The following is an 18,235-nucleotide window of genomic DNA, read 5'->3' on the forward strand; positions in this document are numbered from 1 at the left end:
TCCGGCTACCACGGCGCACGGAGTCGCGTCGGCACCTGTTTCGCGGGCATCTCGCCACATCGCAGGGGTCCTTGCCCAGGAACCGGCCGGTGCGCCGGTCGTACGCCATGAGGATGACCCGGTACGTCGCGCCGACCCCGGTCGCACTGCGCCGCCGCCGGCGTACCGGCCGAAGGAGGTCCGTCTTCGCCTCAGCCTTCACCGCGACCGTCACCGGTCCCCATGGACGATCTGGCCGATTCCGCCCCCCACGCGGTCTTGTAGGGCCTCGCGCCGCACGAGAGGCTGCCACACGGTGTGCGTGGACTCCCGGCCGTCAGGACCGGAGCGCCGACTTCTCGAACTGGGGCACCCGGCTCGACCTGTTCACCCCCGGCGTCGACATCACCTCGGCGTCCGACGCGAGCGACACAGGGAAGGCGACTTACTCCGGTACGTCGATGGCGTCGCCGCACGCGGCGGGCGCCGCCGCGCTGTACCTGTCCGGCCACACCTCGGCCACGCCGGCCGAGGTGAGCCGGGCGCTGACGAAGCGCGCGGCGACGGGCCGGGGAACGGACGTGCTGCCCGGCTCGCCGAACAAGCTGCTCCAGGTCAACAACCCGTAACCGAAGGGTGAGTTCATGATCCGGTCCCGTCGTTCGCGGCGGGGCCGGACTTGTCTGTGTGCTTACGCGCGAGTAGTTAACAAAGCACCGGATTGCCCGCCCTGCGACCGTGGAAGGCTCCCCCGGTACACACTGCGCGACCCTCTTCCTCACCCCCGTTTCCGCAAACCGAACCCCCGCGGTCAGGAGCGGTCATGCCCGCACAGAGTCCCTCGCCGAACCCCCACGCGGACCCGGCGAAGCAGTCGGCCAGAAGCGCGAAATCACAGAAACCACCGGGCCGACGGCGCCCACCGGCCACCATCGCCGCCACCACGCTCGGGCGGATCCCCGTCCTGGACGTACAGCCTCTCGTGGACCACGGCCGCAGGCCCGCCAAGGCGGTGGCGGGCGAGTCCTTCCAGGTCAGCGCGACGGTCTTCCGCGAGGGCCACGACGCGGTCGCCGCGAACGTGGTGCTCCGCTCGCCGCGCGGCCGCACGGGCCCCTGGACCCCGATGCGCGAGCTGGCCCCCGGCACCGACCGCTGGGGCGCGCAGGTCACGCCCACGTCGGAGGGTCGCTGGACCTACACCGTCGAGGCGTGGGGCGACCCCGTCACCACCTGGCGCCGCCACGCGCAGATCAAGGTCCCGGCGGGCATCGACACCGAACTCGTCCTGGAAGAGGGCGCGTTGCTGCACGAGCGCGCCGCCGAGGGCGTGCCGCAGCGCAAGGGGCAGCGCGAGACCGTGCTGCGCGCCGCCGCGGCGCTCCGGGACACCGCACGCCCCGCCGCGGCCCGCCTGGCCGCCGCGCTCACGCCGCAGGTCGACGAGGTCCTCGCCCGCCACCCGTTGCGCGAGCTGGTCACCAGCTCCGAGCCGCTGCCGCTCCTCGTGGAGCGCGAGCGTGCGCTGTACGGAGCGTGGTACGAGTTCTTCCCGCGCTCGGAGGGTGCGATCGTGCGCGAGGGGGAACCGCCGGTCTCCGGCACGTTCCACACCGCGGCGAAGCGCCTCCCGGCCATCGCCGCGATGGGCTTCGACGTCCTCTATCTGCCGCCGGTCCACCCCATCGGCACCACGTACCGCAAGGGTCCCGACAACTCTCTCTCCCCGGGGCCGCACGACGTGGGTGTCCCCTGGGCGATCGGCTCCCCGGAGGGCGGTCACGACGCGATCCACCCCGACCTCGGCACCCTCGACGACTTCGACGCCTTCGTGCGCCGGGCCGCGGACCTGGGCCTGGAGATCGCCCTCGACTTCGCGCTCCAGTGCTCGCCGGACCACCCGTGGGTGGAGAAGCATCCGGAGTGGTTCCATCACCGGCCGGACGGCACCATCGCGTACGCGGAGAACCCGCCGAAGAAGTACCAGGACATCTACCCGATCGCCTTCGACCAGGACATGCCCGGCCTGGTCGCCGAGACGACCCGCGTCCTGCGCTTCTGGATGGACCACGGCGTGCGCATCTTCCGCGTCGACAACCCGCACACCAAGCCCGTCGTCTTCTGGGAACGGGTCATCAGGGGGATCAACCGCACCGATCCCGACGTGATCTTCCTGGCCGAGGCGTTCACGCGCCCCGCGATGATGCGCGCCCTCGCGCAGGCCGGCTTCCAGCAGTCGTACACCTACTTCACCTGGCGCAACTCGAAGCAGGAACTCACCGAGTACGCCACGGAGTTGGCGAAGGACACGGCCGCGTACATGCGCCCCAACTTCTTCGTGAACACCCCGGACATCCTGCACGCCTACCTTCAGAACGGCGGGCGCCCCGCGTTCGAGGTGCGCGCCGTCCTGGCCGCCACGCTCTCGCCGGCCTGGGGCGTCTACAGCGGCTACGAACTGTGCGAAAACGCCCCGCTACGCCCCGGCAGCGAGGAGTATCTCCATTCGGAGAAGTACGAACTGCGGCCGCGCGACTGGGAGTCGGCCGAGCACGAGGGGCGTTCGATCGCGCCTCTCATCACCCGGCTCAACGACATCAGGCGCCGCAGCCCCGCCCTGCGCCGGCTGCGTGACGTGCACTTCCACCACACCGACCAGGACTCGGTGATCGCGTACTCCAAGTCGGTCGCAGGCGCACATGGTTCGAACACGGTTCTGGTGGTCGCCAACCTCGATCCTCACCACACCCAGGAGGCGACGGTGTCGTTGGACATGCCGCAACTGGGACTCGGCTGGCACGAGTCCGCGCCGGTGCGCGACGAGCTCACCGGTGAGACCTACCACTGGGGCAGGGCCAACTATGTGCGCCTCGAGCCGGGCCGCGCGCCCGCGCACATCCTCACCGTCCTGCGACCGTCCTCACCGTTGATCGGAGGGTCACCCACACCATGACCGTCAATGAACCCGTCCCGGACACCTTCGAGGACACCCCCGCCAAGGACCGGGACCCCGACTGGTTCAAACGTGCCGTCTTCTACGAGGTCCTCGTCCGCTCCTTCCAGGACAGCAACGGCGACGGCGTGGGCGACCTCAAGGGCATCACCGCGAAACTGGACTATCTCCAGTGGCTCGGCGTCGACTGCCTCTGGCTGCCACCGTTCTTCAAGTCCCCGCTTCGGGACGGTGGTTACGACGTCTCGGACTACACGGCGGTCCTGCCCGAGTTCGGCGACCTGGCCGACTTCGTGGAGTTCGTCGACGCCGCGCACCAGCGCGGGATGCGTGTGATCATCGACTTCGTCATGAACCACACGAGCGATCAGCACGAGTGGTTCCAGGAGTCCCGCAAGGACCCCACCGGCCCCTATGGCGACTACTACGTCTGGGCCGACGACGACAAGCAGTACGAGGACGCGCGGATCATCTTCGTCGACACCGAGGCGTCGAACTGGACCTTCGACCCGGTGCGCAAGCAGTACTACTGGCACCGATTCTTCTCCCACCAGCCGGATCTCAACTACGAGAACCCGTGCGTCCAGGAGGAGATCATCGCGGCCCTGCGCTTCTGGCTGGACCTGGGCATCGACGGCTTCCGGCTCGACGCGGTGCCCTACCTCTACGCGGAGGAGGGGACCAACTGCGAGAACCTGCCGGCCACGCACGAGCTCCTCAAGCGGGTTCGCAAGGAGATCGACGCGCACTACCCGGACACGGTGCTGCTCGCCGAGGCCAACCAGTGGCCCGAGGACGTGGTCGACTACTTCGGCGACTACGCCTCCGGCGGCGACGAATGCCACATGGCGTTCCACTTCCCGGTCATGCCGCGCATCTTCATGGCCGTGCGCAGGGAGTCGCGCTACCCGGTCTCGGAAATCCTGGCCAAGACCCCCGCCATTCCGTCGAGTTGCCAGTGGGGCATCTTCCTGCGCAACCACGACGAGCTCACGCTCGAAATGGTCACCGACGAAGAGCGCGACTACATGTACGCGGAGTACGCCAAGGACCCGCGGATGCGCGCCAACATCGGCATCCGCCGCCGCCTCGCGCCCCTCCTCGACAACGACCGCAACCAGATCGAGCTCTTCACCGCACTCCTGCTCTCCCTGCCGGGCTCGCCGATCCTCTACTACGGCGACGAGATCGGCATGGGCGACAACATCTGGCTCGGCGACCGCGACGCGGTGCGCACGCCGATGCAGTGGACACCCGATCGCAACGCGGGCTTCTCGTCCTGCGACCCGGGCCGCCTCTCCCTGCCCACGATCATGGACCCGGTCTACGGCTACCAGGTGACCAACGTCGAGGCGTCCATGACCTCGCCGTCGTCTCTGTTGCACTGGACCCGGCGCATGATCGAGATCCGCAAGCAGAACGAAGCATTCGGCCTCGGCTCGTACACCGAACTCCCTTCGTCCAACCCGGCGGTGATCGCGTTCCTGCGCGAGTACAAGGACGACCTCGTGCTGTGCGTGCACAACTTCTCGCGCTTCGCCCAGCCCACCGAACTCGACCTCCAGGCCTTCAGCGGACGCCACCCGGTCGAGCTGATCGGCGGGGTGCGCTTTCCGGCCATCGGTGAACTGCCCTATCTCCTCACCCTCGCAGGTCACGGCTTCTACTGGTTCCGGCTGCGCGGCGAAGCCTGACCGCCGCCCAGGGAGGGCCGGTTTCCACCGCCCCTCCCTGGGCACCCATCACCACACACCCCGACACGTCCCGCACGTACTGCCTATGCCGCATTTCCGGGACGCCGCCCCGCACCCAGTCGCGGCCCGCCCCGGGGAAAGGACGTGACGCCATGCCGGATGCCGTCACCCGAACCGGCCCGACCGCGCGACCCGAGCTGCTCGCCTCGCTCGATCCGCTCCTGCGCGCGTGGCTGCCCCGGCAACGCTGGTTCGCGGGCAGAGCAGCACCCGCCCTCACCCTGCTCGCCGCGACGGACCTGCTGCCGGCCACGGCACGGCAGCCGGGCCTGATCCACGCCCTCCTGCGTGTCGAGCCCACCCAGGACACGTACCAACTCCTGCTGGGCGTACGGGAGTCACTGCCCCCGTACCTGGCGCCGGCCCTCATCGGCCACGTCACACAGGGACCCTTCGCCGGGCGCACGGTCTACGAGGCCCTGCTCGACCCCCGCCTGACGGACCTCCTCCTGGAACGGCTGCGCCACCCGGGCCGCCTGGACGGGCTGCGTTTCGCGCATGACGGCAAGACCCCGATCCCGCCGGGCCTCGCCCCCCGCCCCCTCGACGCGGAGCAGTCCAACTCGTCGATCATTTACGGAGATACGTTCATCCTCAAGGTGTTCCGCCGCGTCACGCCGGGCCTCAACCCGGACCTGGAACTCCAGCGCGCGCTGGCCGACGAGGGCTGCGAACGCGCGCTCGCCCCGGTGGCGTGGTTCGAGACGACGGACGCCGACCCGCTCTCGCTCGGCCTGCTCCAGCCCTATCTCACCGGCGCGACGGACGGCTGGGACCTCGCGCTCGGCGAACTGTCCAAGGGGCAGGACTTCCGCCACGAGGCCCACGAACTCGGCCGCGCGACGGCCGAGATCCACCTCGCCCTGGCGCACGCCCTGCCGACGGTCACCCTGGGCCGCGCCCACACCGTGCAGCTGGCGCAGTCGATGAAGGACCGTCTCGACAAGGCGGTCCAGGCCGTACCGGCGCTCCATCCCTACGCACCCGCGCTGCACACCGCCTTCGACGCCCTCGCGGCCGACAAGACCCCCCGCACCGCCCAGCGCGTCCACGGAGACCTGCACCTGGGCCAGTGCCTGCGCTCGCCCGCCGGCGCCTGGTCGGTCATCGACTTCGAGGGCGAGCCCTCCCGCCCCCTGCCCGAACGCCGGCTGCCGCACCCGCCCGCCCGGGACGTGGCCGGCATGCTGCGCTCCTTCGACTACGCGGCCCGCACGAACCGGCCGTGGGCGCCGGACTGGGCGCGCCGGTGCCGGGACGCGTACTGCGCGGGCTACGCGCAGGCCGCCGGAGACGACCCGCGCACGGACCCGGTCCTGCTGCGCGCCTACGAGACGGACAAGGCGGTCTACGAGGCCGTCTACGAGGCCCATCACCGCCCGGACTGGCTTTCGATCCCCCTCTCGGCGATCGAGCGCCTCGCCACGGAGGCCTCCGGCATGCCGCGCCCCCGCCCCGGAGACGCGACACCGCAGCACCCCATGTCGACCCCGAGCCAGGAGGCCACCCCGTGACGCACGACCCCTCCCGCTCCACACCTCCGACACCCGTCACCGCCGCCCCGGCCCCCACCCCCGCCGCCGACCGCGACCGCCTCCTCGCCGGCACCCACCACGACCCGCACTCCACGCTGGGCGCGCACCCCACGCCCACGGGCACGGCGTTCCGGGCGCTGCGCCCGCACGCCCGCACGGTCACGGTCGTGGCGGACGGCCTCAGGGCCTTGCTGCACGACGACGGCGACGGCTTCTTCTCGGGCCTCGTCGACCTGCCCGCGCCCCCGGACGAGTACCGTCTCCTGGTCACCTACGAGGGCGCCGACCACGAGACCCCGGACCCGTACGGGCTGCTGCCCGCGCTCTCCGGGTTCGACCTGCACCTGATCGGCGAGGGCCGGCACGAGCAGCTGTGGCAGGCGCTCGGCGCGCACCCCATGACGCATCAGGGCCTCACCGGCACCCGCTTCACCGTCTGGGCGCCCAACGCCCAAGGGGTGTGCGTCGTGGGCGACTTCAACTACTGGACCGGGACGGGCCACCCGATGCGCTCGCTGGGCTCCACGGGGATCTGGGAGCTCTTCGTCCCGTCGCTCGGCGAGGGTGAGCTGTACAAGTTCGAGATCACCCGTCCGGACGGCTCGAAGACGATGCGCGCGGACCCGCTGGCCCGCCGCACGGAGGTCCCGCCCGCCAATTCCTCCGTCGTCGACGCGTCGCACCACATCTGGCACGACGACGAGTGGATGGCCGGCCGCGGCACGCCGCCCGCGCACGAAGCCCCGTTCTCGGTCTACGAGATCCACCTCGCGTCCTGGCGCCCGGGCCTCACCTACCGCCAGCTTGCCGAGCAACTGCCCCGCTATGTAGCCGACTTGGGGTTCACGCACGTAGAGCTGATGCCGGTGGCCGAGCACCCCTTCGGCGGGTCGTGGGGCTACCAGGTCACCGGCTTCTACGCCCCGACGGCCCGCATGGGCACGCCCGACGACTTCCGGCATCTGGTCGACGCGCTGCACCAGGCAGGCATCGGCGTCCTCATGGACTGGGTGCCGGCCCACTTCCCGCGCGACGACTGGGCCCTCGCCGAGTTCGACGGCCGCACCCTGTACGAGCACGAGGACCCGCTGCGCGCCGCCCACCCCGACTGGGGCACCCTCGAGTTCGACTACGGCCGCAAGGAGGTCCGCAACTTCCTGGTGGCCAACGCCGTGTACTGGTGCGAGGAGTTCCACATCGACGGCCTGCGGGTCGACGCCGTGGCCTCCATGCTCTACCTCGACTACTCGCGCGAACACGGCCAGTGGACGCCGAACGAGTACGGCGGCCGCGAGAACCTGGACGCGGTCGAGTTCCTCCAGGAGATGAACGCGACGCTGTACCGCAGGATCCCCGGCGTCGTGACGATCGCCGAGGAGTCGACGGCGTGGGACGGCGTGACCCGGGCGACCCATCACATCGGGCCCGGCGGCTTCGGGGGTCTCGGCTTCGGCCTGAAGTGGAACATGGGCTGGATGCACGACTCGCTCGGCTATGTGTCCCACGACCCGGTCCACCGCAGCTACCACCACGACGAGATGACCTTCTCGATGGTGTACGCGTACAGCGAGAACTACGTCCTGCCGATCTCGCACGACGAAGTGGTGCACGGCAAGAAGGCCCTGGTGTCCAAGATGCCCGGCGACTGGTGGCAGCAGCGCGCCACCCACCGCGCCTACCTGGGCTTCATGTGGTCCCACCCGGGCAAGCAGCTCCTGTTCATGGGGCAGGAGTTCGCGCAGGGAGCCGAGTGGTCGGAGGCGCACGGCCCGGACTGGTGGCTGCTCGACCCGTCGTACCCGGCGGAGCCCGACCACCGCGGTGTCCGCGACCTCACCCGCGACCTGAACGCCGTCTACCGCAGCGAACCGGCGCTCTGGCAGCGGGACATGGACCCGGCGGGCTTCGAGTGGATCGTCGGTGACGCGGCGCAGGACAACGTGTTCGCGTTCCTGCGGCGCGCCGCCGACGGCAGCCCTCTCATGGCGGTGTCCAACTTCTCGCCGGTCGTCCGCCACGAGTACCGGCTCGGCGCCCCCGACGACGTACCGGCCTGGCACGAGGTCCTCAACACCGACGCGGCCCGTTACGGCGGCGGCGACGTCGGCAACCCGGACCCGGTCAAGCCGGACGCCCAGGGTGCCCACGGGCGTCCGGCCAGTGTCCGGCTCACGCTGCCGCCGCTGGCGACGGTGTGGCTCAGGCCCGCGTGACCGGGGCAGGCCGTAGCAGGCCGCGCAGCGACTGGGGCAGCTCCCCGCCGTGCACGACGCCGAGGGTCTGGGTCGCCCGGGTCAGCGCGACGTAGAGGTCACTGACGCCGTACTCGCCGGGCTCCACGACCAGTACGCGGTCGAACTCGAGCCCCTTGGCCTGGCGGGGGTCGAGCAGCACCAGGTGCTTGGTGAGGTCCGGCTCGCCGCCCGCCACGACGTCCGGCAGCACGGCGGCGAGCGCCGTGTGCAGCCGGCGGGGGGCGATCACCGCGAGCCGCCCCTCCTCGGGCGTCGCGGCGACGGCCTCCTCGGCCACGGCCTTCACGACGTCGTCGGCCGCGCGTGCCCAGGGGCGCACGCCCGTCGAACGGACCGAGGACGGCGGCTCGAAGCCGGGGTGCTCGGCGCGCAGCACGGCCGCCGCCACGTCCATGATCTCGGACGGCGTGCGGTAGTTGACGCCGAGCCGGGTGTGCTCCCAGCGGTCCTCGACGTACGGCGCGAGGATCTTCTCCCACGATCCGACGCCGGCCTCCTCGGCGGTCTGCGCGGGGTCGCCGACCAGCGTCATGGACCGCGTGGGCGAACGCCGCATCAGCAGCCGCCACGCCATCGGCGACAGCTCCTGCGCCTCGTCGACGATGATGTGCCCGAACGCCCAGGTCCGGTCGGCCGCCGCGCGCTCGGCGGCGCTGCGGTGGTCCTCCTCCTCGTACCAGTCGGCGACCCGCTCGGCGTCGACGATGTCGTGCGCGGCCAGGACCTCGGAGTCCTCCTCGTCCTCGAACTCGTACGTCTCCGAGCCGCGGGAGAGTTCGAGCACGCCCTGCGCGTAGCCGATCCGCTCCTGCCGCGCCGCCTCGGCCAGGGCGCGTTCGGCGCTGTCGTCGACGCCGAGCAGCTCGGCGACCTCGTCGAGGAGCGGAACGTCGGCGGGAGTCCAGTCCGCCGGACCCGTCACGTCCCGGCGGATCGCCTTCGCGTCCTCGTCGGCCACGTGCACGGGCTCGGCCAGGAAGTCCGCGACGAGGCCCTGCGGAGTGAGCTGAGGCCACAACTCCTCGATGGCGGCGTGCACTTCGGTGCTGGCGGCGACTCCCTTGCCGAGCAGGGCGAGGTCGTCGGGGCCGAGGAAGTTGGGCCCGCCGTACGGGTCGGCACCGATGCGCTCCGCGAGCTGGGCGGTGAGCGCGTCGATGATCCGGAAGGCGAAGTGGGGGCGGGCGAGGTTGTGCGGCAGGAGCGTGTCGCGGGCCGCCTGCCGGGCCTCGTAGGCGATCTCCCAGTCGAGGATCAGGTCACCGTCGTCGTGCCGGACGATTATCGGGGCACCGGGCTCGGGGAGCTGCTGCCGGTCGCGCACGGCGAGCGCGAGGGCGTCCACCATCGCCTCGGCGCCCTTGACGGCGGCGGCGTGCGGGGTGTCCTCGGCGGTGGCGTGCACGCCGGGGAACAGCTCACCGAGCGACGCGAGCAGCACACCGGTCTCGCCGAGCGCGGGCAGGACCTCACCGATGTAGCCGAGGAAGGCGGGGTTCGGGCCGACGATGAGCACGGCCCGCTTGGCGAGGAGCTCGCGCTGCTCGTAGAGGAGGAACGCCGCCCGGTGCAGCGCCACGGCGGTCTTGCCCGTGCCGGGGCCGCCCTCCACCACGAGCACACCGCGGTGCGAGTGGCGGATGATCCGGTCCTGCTCGGCCTGGATGGTCTGCACGATGTCGCCCATGCGGCCGGTGCGGGCCGAGTTCAGGGCGGCGAGCAGCACCGCGTCACCGGTCGGGTCCTCGAACCCGGTGCGCTCCTCGTCACCCAGGTCGAGGATCTCGTCGTGCAGCTCGGTGACGGTGCGGCCCTCGGTGGTGAGGTGGCGGCGCCGCCTGATGCCCATGGGCGTGTGCCCGGTGGCGAGATAGAAGGGGCGGGCGACCGGCGCGCGCCAGTCGATCAGGATCGGGGTGTGCTCGCTGTCATCCTCGCGAATTCCGATGCGCCCGATGTGATGCGCGGTGCCGCCCGCCTTTTCGGTGAGATCGATCCGGCCGAAGCACAGCGAACCGTCGACCGCGTTCAGCGCGGCGAGCAGGCCGGAACGCTCGACGACGAGGAGATCCCTTTCGAGCCGCGCCTGCTGGCCGGTACCGACCGGCGTCAGGGCGTCCGTGACCGACTCCGCGGCATCGCCGCGCAGCACATCGACGCGCGCGTAAAGCCGGTCGATGAATTCCTGCTCTTTCTGCAATTCAGCGATTTCACGCGCTTCACGGGTTGACAAAGCGGCTCCCTGCCAGGTACGATGTGTTTATTCGGCCCCTTGTGAGGGGCCTTTTCTGTGGGCACACAGAAACACTAAATATACCCCCTGGCAGGGTCCAATTGCACCCCGGGGATTTCACCGCCGCTATTCGGCCCGGTCACCGGCCTCCGTCACACCGACGCGATCAGACGACCTCCGCCAATTCCTCCAGCAGTCGCCGCTTCGGGCGTGCCCCGACCCGCGACCACACCGGCTCGCCGTCCTTGAAGACCATGAGCGTCGGCATCGACAGCACCCCGTAACGCACCGCGGTCTCCGGGTTGCGGTCCACGTCGATCACCACGACGTCGAGCCGCTCCCGCTCCTCGTCCGCGATGGAGCGAAGCACCGGCGCGAGCTGCCGGCACGGCCCGCACCACTCGGCGGTGAACTCCACCAGGACCGGCCGCCCCGCCCCCAGCACCTCGCCGTCGAAGTCCGCGTCCGTGACGTCCCTCAGATCCGTGCTCACATCACCCTCCCAGTTCGCAGCGCGGCGACGGGCCCTCGCCCGCCAGCGCGTCCATGGCCTCCTCGGCGCGCTCCAGCTGCGCGCCGACCTTCTCCCGCACGGCGGTCAACTCGCCGATCAGCGCATCGAGTTCGCCGAGCTTGCGGCGGTACACCGCGAGCGAGGCGGGGCACGAGTCGCCCTCCGGATGCCCGGCCCGCAGGCACTCCACGAAGGGCCGGGTCTCCTCCAGCTCGAACCCGAAGTCCTGCAGCGTCCTGATCTGCCGCAGGGCCCGCAGGTCCGCCTCGTCGTACGTGCGGTAGCCGTTGCCCCCGCGCCGCGCGGGCAGCAGCCCGCGCGACTCGTAGTACCTCAGCGTCCGCGTGGACGTCCCGGCCCGCTCCGCCAGCTCTCCGATGCGCATGCCTTCGACGGTAAACGTTGACGCCGACGGAAAGGCCAGCGATTACGCGTTGCTCTGCGCGGTCGACTCCTTCTCACGGGCGTCCGACGCGACCTCGGCATCCGACTCGGAGGCCGCATCCGGCTCGACGGCGGCGTCCGGCTCAGCGGCGCCGGACTGCTCGGCAGCGGCGTCCGCCTCCGCCACCCGCTCCCCCCGCCGCGGCAGCAGTACCGCCACCAGCACCGTCCCGACCCCGAGGATCACCGCGCCGACGACGCTCGTGTGGGCCACCGCGTCCGAGAACGCGGAACCGACCGCGTCGGCCATCTGCCGCGCGCCGCCCGCGAGCTGCTCGGCCTGCGCCTTGAGCTGGGCCGCCTGCTCGGGGCTGGTCGCGCCCGCCGCCTTCTCGGCCACCTTGTGGGCCTGGTCGCCGATGCCCTGCGCCACCGCGTAGCCCGCGCCGACCGAGTCCTGCGCGGTGCTCAGCGCGTCGGCGGGCAGCTTCGAACCGGCCGTGTCGTCCGCCAGCTGCGACGAGTACGAACCGGCCAGGACCGAGCCGAGGATCGCGATGCCGAGCGAGCCGCCGAGTTCGAGCGACGTGTCGTTGACCGCGCCGCCCACACCCAGCTCCGACTCGGGGAACGAGCCCATGATCGCGTCGGTGCACGGCGAGAGGGCGAGGCCGATCGCGAGGCCGAGGATGACGAGGGGCAGCACGAAGTCCCCGTACGAGGACGTGGCGTCGACGCGTGTGAGGAGGGCGAGGGCCGCGGTGCCGCCGACCATGCCGGCCGTCACCGTGATCTTCATGCCGACGCGCGGGGTGAGGTACCCCGTGAGGGCCGAGCCCACGAAGACCGCTCCGGCGAGCGGCAGCATGCGGACGCCGGTGGCCAGCGCGTCGTAGCCGAGGACGAACTGGAGGTGCTGGGTCAGGTAGTAGAAGGCGCCGAAGACCGCGAGGAAGAAGAGGGCGACCGCGAGGTTCGAGCCGGAGAAGCGGCGGTCCGTGAAGCGGCGGACGTCCAGGACCGGGCGCGGGTGGCGCAGCTCCCACACGACGAAGGCCACCAGGGCCACGCCCGCGACGACCGCGGCGCCGATCGCCTTGGCGCCCCAGCCGAAGTGCGGCCCCTCGATGATCATGTAGACGAGCGCGCCGACCCAGACGACCGAGAGGAGTCCGCCGACGTAGTCGATGCGGTGCTGATGCGCGGCCTTGGACGGCGGTACGAGGACGAGGGCGCCGACGAGGGCGACGGCGGCCACGGGCACGTTGATCAGGAACGTCGACGACCAGCCGTGGTCGCGCAGGAGCGCGCCGGCGACCAGCGGCCCGGCCGCGATGGCGAGGCCCGCGGTGGCGGTCCACAGCACGATGGCCTTGGCGCGCTCGGCGCGCGGGAAGGTGACCGCGAGCAGTGACAGCGTGGCGGGCATGATCATGGCCGCGCCGACGCCCATCACCGCGCGGGCCGCGATGACCCCGGTGGAGCTGTCGACGAGCGAGCCCGCGACGGCGCCGCCGCCGAAGACGACGAGGCCGAGGACGAGCGCCCCGCGCCGGCTGTACTTGTCGCCGATCGCGCCGAGCAGCAGCATCAGGGCCGCGTACGGGACGGTGTAGCCGTCGATGACCCATTGGAGGTCGGCGCTGGTCAGGCCCAGGTCCTTGGTCATGTCGGGCGCCGCGACGGTGAGCGCGGTGTTCGCCATGACGATGATCAGCAGGCTCAGGCACAGCACGATCAGGGCCCACCAGCGACGGGCGTACGGCCGGTCCATCCCCTCGACCGGTTCCTTCATGACGAGGCGCATTCCCTTGCCACCCTCCGGGGCGCTCGGCCCCCACAGTCCACGAGTCCATGGGTCCATGGACATTGCACAGCACTGTGCAATTACACAACAGTGTGCAATTTACGTCATTGCACAGCGCTGTGCAAAACCACACGTGAACGGGGTCGGGGCAGGGGTGCAGAATGGGCGCGTGACTTCAGGCCGAGCCGACACCAACCGCCGCCGCATCCTCGACGTCGCCCTCGCCGAGCTGCTGCGCGACCCGGACGCGTCCATGGACCAGATCGCCAGGGCCGCGGGCGTCGTCAGGCGCACGGTCTACGGGCACTTCCCCAGCCGCGAGGCGCTCGTCGCCGCGCTGGTCGACGACGCCGTCGTCGCGGTCGAGGCCGCGCAGACCGAGGGGCGCGCGGGCGTGACCGACCCGGCCGAGGCCGTGGCCCGCTCGCTGCTCGCCGTGTGGGAGGTCGCCGACCGCTACCGTCTGCTGGTCGCGCTCGCGCAGCGCGCCGTCACCGTCGAGGGCATCCGCGCCAGGCTCAGCCCGGTCCGCGACAGCTGCACCGAACTGCTCCAACAGGGCCTGGAATCGGGCGAGTTCGTCTCTCCCCTGCCACCTCCGGCCCTCGCGTACGTCCATGAGCAGGTCCTGTTCGGACTGCTCGAAGCGGTCAACGACGGGCTGATCCCAGCAGAAGAGGCGGGCCGCTCCGCCGCGGTCACCGTACTGACCGCGGCGGGCGTACCCGCCTCACGCGCCACCGAACTGGTGGCAGGGCTCAACTAAGGGCTGCCACACGCCCCGTCAGGGGCACGGGGAACTGCGCGGCCGGACCCCACCGGCCCGCCGCCTCCCCCTCCCCAAGGGCGCGGGGAACTGCGCGGCCGGACCCAGGCCGACCCGCACCTGCCACACCGCTTGCCCGGCGGAGCGCTCAGGCCTTCGCCAGCTCCTTGTCGTCGCCGCCCCGCTGGTCCGGAACGTCGGCCGCCGGGGCGTGGCTCCCGTCGTCCACGAGCGTGCGCTCGTCGAAGGGCAGGTCACCGGCGAGCACGCGCCGGACGCGGTCCTTGTCGACCTCACCCGTCCACGTACCGATGAGGAGCGTGGCGACGGCGTTGCCCGCGAAGTTGGTCAGGGCGCGGGCCTCGCTCATGAAGCGGTCGATGCCGATGATCAGGCCGACGCCGTCGACGAGCGCGGGCTTGTGCGACTGGAGTCCGCTGGCGAGCACCGCGATACCGGAACCGGAGACACCCGCGGCGCCCTTCGACGCGACCATCATGAACAGCAGCAGGCCGATCTGCTGGCCGATGGCGAGGGGCTGGTCCATGGCGTCCGCGATGAAGAGCGAGGCCATGGTCAGGTAGATCATCGTGCCGTCGAGGTTGAACGAGTACCCGGTCGGCACGGTGATGCCGACGACGGGACGGCTGACGCCCAGGTGCTCCATCTTCGCGATGAGCCGCGGCAGCGCGGACTCGGAGGACGAGGTGGACAGGATCAGCAGGAACTCGCGGCCGAGGTACTTCAGGAGCGCGAACAGGTTGTACCCGGTGGCCAGGCGCAGCACGCTCCCGAGGACCACCACGACGAACAGGATGCAGGTCACGTAGAAGCCGAGCATGATCGTGGCCAGTGCCTTCAGGGCGTCCACACCGGTCTCGCCGATGACGGCCGCCATCGCGCCGAACGCGCCGACGGGCGCGGCCCACATGATCATGCCGAGGACGCGGAAGACCAGCTTCTGGATGTGCTCGACACCCTTGAGGACCGGCTCACCGGCGCGCCCCATGGCCTGGAGTCCGAAGCCGACGAGCAGGGCGACCAGGAGCGTCTGGAGCACCTCGCCCTCCGTGAACGCCGACACGAGGGTCGTCGGGATGATCCCGAGGACGAAGTCGACGGGACCCTCGGCGGCGTCCTTGGCCGCGGTGTGGCCGACGTCCTTCACGGCCTGCGTGAGGTGCATGCCGTCGCCCGGGTGCAGGATGTTGCCGACGACCAGGCCGATGGCGAGCGCGACCACGGACATCACCAGGAAGTAGCCGAGCGCGAGCCCGCCGACCTTGCCGATCTTGGCGGCCTTGCGTACGGAACCGACGCCGAGCACGATCGTGCAGAAGATGATCGGCGAGATCATCATCTTGATCAGGTTCACGAAGCCGGTGCCGATCGGCTTGAGCTCCTTGGCGAAGTCCGGCCAGATGAAGCCGACCGCGATGCCGAGAAGGACGGCACCGATGACGGCGATGTACAGATAGTGGGTGCGGTCTCTCTTGGTGGCGGCTGCCACCTGGGTCTCGGCCACGGGTGCCTCCTGACGACGGTGTCTGGCGTACTGCGTACGGGAAACCTGCACGTACGCGCCATGCGTGCGGCTCACGTCTGGCGAATCACGAGGACTATCTCCCGGCTTGTGAGGGCCGTCACCCTTCCGTTCATTTAGTTCACGCTTATACGTTCAGCTCGTACCGAGAGGCACACTGGGCCCATGCGCCTCCCCCTCCTGCCACGCGCCCGCAGCCTGGCCGGCCAGCTCTTCGCGATGCAGGTCGTCCTGGTCGCCGTCGTGGTCGCGGGGTGCGCGCTGTTCACGTACATCAGCGACGGCAACCAGGCCGAGCAGGCCGCCACGCGCCAGGCGACGGCGGCGGCCCGCGCGGTCGCGGACGCGCCCTCCGTGCGCGGGGCGATCACCGGGGACGGCGACCCGACCCGCACGCTCCAGCCGTACGCGAGCGACGTCCAGCGCCACACCGGCGTGGACTTCGTCACGATCATGGATCCGCACGGCATCCGCTGGACGCACCCCGACGAGCGCCGCATCGGCGAGCGCTTCCTCGGCCACATCGGGCCCGCCCTGCGCGGCCGGACCTTCTCGGAGACGTACACGGGCACCCTCGGCCCGTCCGTGCGCGTGGTGACCCCGATCCTGTCGGGGCAGCGGATCGTCGGTCTGGTCAGCGCCGGCATCACGGTCGAGGAGATCAGCGCGCAGGCGCGCGGCCAGGTGATGGCGGTGGCCGGCGTCGCGGCGGGCGCCCTCGTGCTCGGCGGCATCGGCACGTACGTCATCAACGCCCGGCTGCGTCGGCACACCCACGGCATGAACGCGACCGAGCTCAGCCGCATGCACGCCTACCACCAGGCGGCGCTGCACGCGGTGCGCGAGGGTCTGGTGATGCTCGACGGGCAGCGCAGGATCGCGCTCATCAACGACGGGGCGCGCGAGCTGCTCGGCGTCGGCGACGAGACGGTCGGGCGCAATGTGGCGGAGCTCGGCCTGCCCACCCCGCTCACAGGCGCGCTCCTCGCGGCGGAGCCCCGCGTCGACGAGGTGCACCTCACCACCGACCGCGTGGTCGTCGTCAACACCTCCCCCGTCTCCAGCGGCGACCGGCGCGGCACCGTGGTGACCCTGCGCGACCACACCGAACTCCAGGCGGTCATGGGCGAGCTGGACTCGGAGCGGGGCTTCACGCAGGCGCTGCGCTCACAGGCCCACGAGGCCGCGAACCGGCTCCACACGGTCGTCTCGCTGATCGAGCTGGACCGGGCCGGCGAGGCGGTCGACTTCGCGACGGCCGAACTGGAGCTGGCGCAGACCCTCACCGACCAGGTCGTCTCCGCCGTGAGCGAGCCGGTGCTCGCCGCGCTCCTGCTCGGCAAGACGGCGCAGGCCAACGAGCACGGCGTGGAGCTGGAGATATCCGAGGACAGCCGCATCGACGACGGTCTGGTGCCGCCCACCCTGCCGGCCCGCGACCTCGTGACGATCCTCGGCAACCTGCTCGACAACGCGGTCGACGCGGCACAGGGCTCCCCGTACGCGAAGGTGACGGTCACGGCCCGCGCGCAGGACGACACCCTGCTGCTCCGGGTCACGGACACCGGCCCGGGTGTCGCCGACGGCCACGCGGACGCGGTCTTCGAGCGGGGGTGGTCCACCAAGCCGGCCGGTCCCGGCGGGCGCGGCCTCGGACTCGCCCTCGTCCAGCAGTCCGTCGCCCGTAACTCCGGCACCCTGACCCTGGCCGAATCCCCCACGGGCGGCGCACAGTTCACCGTCGTCCTGCCCCTCCAGCGCACGAGCGCGACCACGCCCACGGGAGGCACCGCGTGACCGATCCCGACGCCACGGGCGGCACCATTCGAGTACTGGTCGTCGAGGACGACCCGGTGGCCGCCGACGCCCACGTCCTGTACGTGAACCGGGTCCCCGGCTTCACCGCGATCGGCAAGGCGCACACGGCCGCCGAGGCCCACCGCGCCCTGGAGCGCACCCAGGTCGACCTGCTCCTCCTCGACCTGCACCTCCCGGACGGCCACGGTCTCCAGCTGGCGCGCTCACTGCGGGCGGCGGGCCATCACACGGACGTCATCGCGGTGACCTCGGCCCGCGACCTCACGGTGGTCCGCGAAGGGGTCTCGCTCGGCGTGGTGCAGTACGTACTGAAGCCCTTCACGTTCCCGACGCTGCGCGACCGGCTCGTGCGCTACGCGGAGTTCCGGGCCGCGGCGGGCGAGGCGGGCGGCCAGGACGAGGTCGACCGCGCCCTGGCCACGCTGCGCGCCCCCGGTCCGGCCGCGCTGCCCAAGGGACTGAGCGCGCCGACGCTCGAGCGCGTCACTCGGACGCTGCGCGCCGCCCCGGAGGGTCTGACCGCCGCGGCGGCGGCCGAGTCCGTGGGCATCTCGCGCATCACGGCCCGCCGCTACCTGGAGCATCTCGTCGAGTCGGGCCGGGCCGCCCGCAGCCCTCAGTACGGCCAGGTGGGCCGACCCGAACTGCACTACCGCTGGCTCACAGCGGTGTAGACCATTGGTCAACCACCCAC

Annotated in this window: 13 protein-coding genes; 8 read left to right on the forward strand and 5 right to left on the reverse strand. The window is 71.2% G+C overall.

Going from position 1 to position 18,235, the window contains the following annotated elements; translation table 11 throughout:
• Positions 1 to 113 precede the first annotated feature (113 nt).
• From OG758_RS18930 to glgB, 5 genes are all read left to right on the forward strand, one after another.
• The gene (locus tag OG758_RS18930; protein WP_326711102.1) at positions 114 to 608 is read left to right on the forward strand and encodes a S8 family serine peptidase; all 495 of its coding nucleotides are present in this window, start codon (positions 114 to 116) and stop codon (positions 606 to 608) included.
• A 194-nt stretch (positions 609 to 802) separates the two neighbouring features.
• Complete coding sequence (locus tag OG758_RS18935; RefSeq protein WP_326711103.1) at positions 803 to 2,932, forward strand: alpha-1,4-glucan--maltose-1-phosphate maltosyltransferase; 2,130 nt, start codon at positions 803 to 805, stop codon at positions 2,930 to 2,932.
• Complete coding sequence (treS, locus tag OG758_RS18940; protein WP_326711104.1) at positions 2,929 to 4,626, forward strand: maltose alpha-D-glucosyltransferase; 1,698 nt, start codon at positions 2,929 to 2,931, stop codon at positions 4,624 to 4,626. The genes OG758_RS18935 and treS overlap by 4 nt, the downstream gene beginning before the upstream one ends.
• 152 nt (positions 4,627 to 4,778) lie before the next feature.
• Positions 4,779 to 6,200, forward strand: a complete 1,422-nt coding sequence (locus OG758_RS18945) for a maltokinase N-terminal cap-like domain-containing protein (protein ID WP_326711105.1) — start codon at positions 4,779 to 4,781, stop codon at positions 6,198 to 6,200.
• Positions 6,197 to 8,434, forward strand: a complete 2,238-nt coding sequence (gene glgB, locus OG758_RS18950; RefSeq protein WP_326711106.1) for a 1,4-alpha-glucan branching enzyme — start codon at positions 6,197 to 6,199, stop codon at positions 8,432 to 8,434. Before OG758_RS18945 ends, glgB begins: the two co-directional genes overlap by 4 nt.
• Here the strand turns inward: glgB and OG758_RS18955 are convergent.
• The 4 genes from OG758_RS18955 to OG758_RS18970 all read right to left on the reverse strand — a co-directional run bounded on the left by OG758_RS18955 (position 8,421) and on the right by OG758_RS18970 (position 13,414).
• Entirely contained in the window at positions 8,421 to 10,676 is a 2,256-nt protein-coding gene (locus tag OG758_RS18955; protein ID WP_326711107.1) for a HelD family protein, read from the reverse strand. The genes glgB and OG758_RS18955 overlap by 14 nt on opposite strands.
• Positions 10,677 to 10,875: 199 nt before the next feature.
• Positions 10,876 to 11,202: a thioredoxin gene (gene trxA, locus OG758_RS18960; protein ID WP_326711108.1), complete on the reverse strand. Its 327-nt coding sequence runs from the start codon at positions 11,200 to 11,202 to the stop codon at positions 10,876 to 10,878.
• A 1-nt stretch (position 11,203) separates the two neighbouring features.
• Positions 11,204 to 11,608, reverse strand: a complete 405-nt coding sequence (locus OG758_RS18965) for a MerR family transcriptional regulator (protein ID WP_326711109.1) — start codon at positions 11,606 to 11,608, stop codon at positions 11,204 to 11,206.
• A gap of 42 nt (positions 11,609 to 11,650) precedes the next feature.
• Positions 11,651 to 13,414, reverse strand: coding sequence for an MFS transporter (locus OG758_RS18970; RefSeq protein WP_326711110.1), 1,764 nt, complete (start codon positions 13,412 to 13,414; stop codon positions 11,651 to 11,653).
• A gap of 169 nt (positions 13,415 to 13,583) precedes the next feature.
• Between OG758_RS18970 and OG758_RS18975 the strand changes: the two genes are divergently transcribed.
• Complete coding sequence (locus tag OG758_RS18975) at positions 13,584 to 14,180, forward strand: TetR/AcrR family transcriptional regulator (protein ID WP_326711111.1); 597 nt, start codon at positions 13,584 to 13,586, stop codon at positions 14,178 to 14,180.
• A gap of 148 nt (positions 14,181 to 14,328) precedes the next feature.
• Here the strand turns inward: OG758_RS18975 and OG758_RS18980 are convergent, their stop codons facing one another.
• The gene (locus OG758_RS18980) at positions 14,329 to 15,705 is read right to left on the reverse strand and encodes a cation:dicarboxylate symporter family transporter (protein WP_326711112.1); all 1,377 of its coding nucleotides are present in this window, start codon (positions 15,703 to 15,705) and stop codon (positions 14,329 to 14,331) included.
• 183 nt (positions 15,706 to 15,888) lie between these two features.
• Here OG758_RS18980 and OG758_RS18985 point away from each other — a divergent pair, with 183 nt between their 5' ends.
• On the forward strand, positions 15,889 to 17,520 hold the full coding sequence (locus OG758_RS18985) for a sensor histidine kinase (protein WP_326711113.1): 1,632 nt from the start codon (positions 15,889 to 15,891) through the stop codon (positions 17,518 to 17,520).
• Positions 17,517 to 18,215, forward strand: a complete 699-nt coding sequence (locus tag OG758_RS18990; protein WP_240654271.1) for a response regulator — start codon at positions 17,517 to 17,519, stop codon at positions 18,213 to 18,215. The genes OG758_RS18985 and OG758_RS18990 overlap by 4 nt, the downstream gene beginning before the upstream one ends.
• The last annotated feature ends 20 nt before the right edge of the window (positions 18,216 to 18,235 follow it).

This window comes from Streptomyces sp. NBC_01474 (genome assembly GCF_035918215.1).
Lineage (GTDB): Bacteria > Actinomycetota > Actinomycetes > Streptomycetales > Streptomycetaceae > Streptomyces > Streptomyces aureus.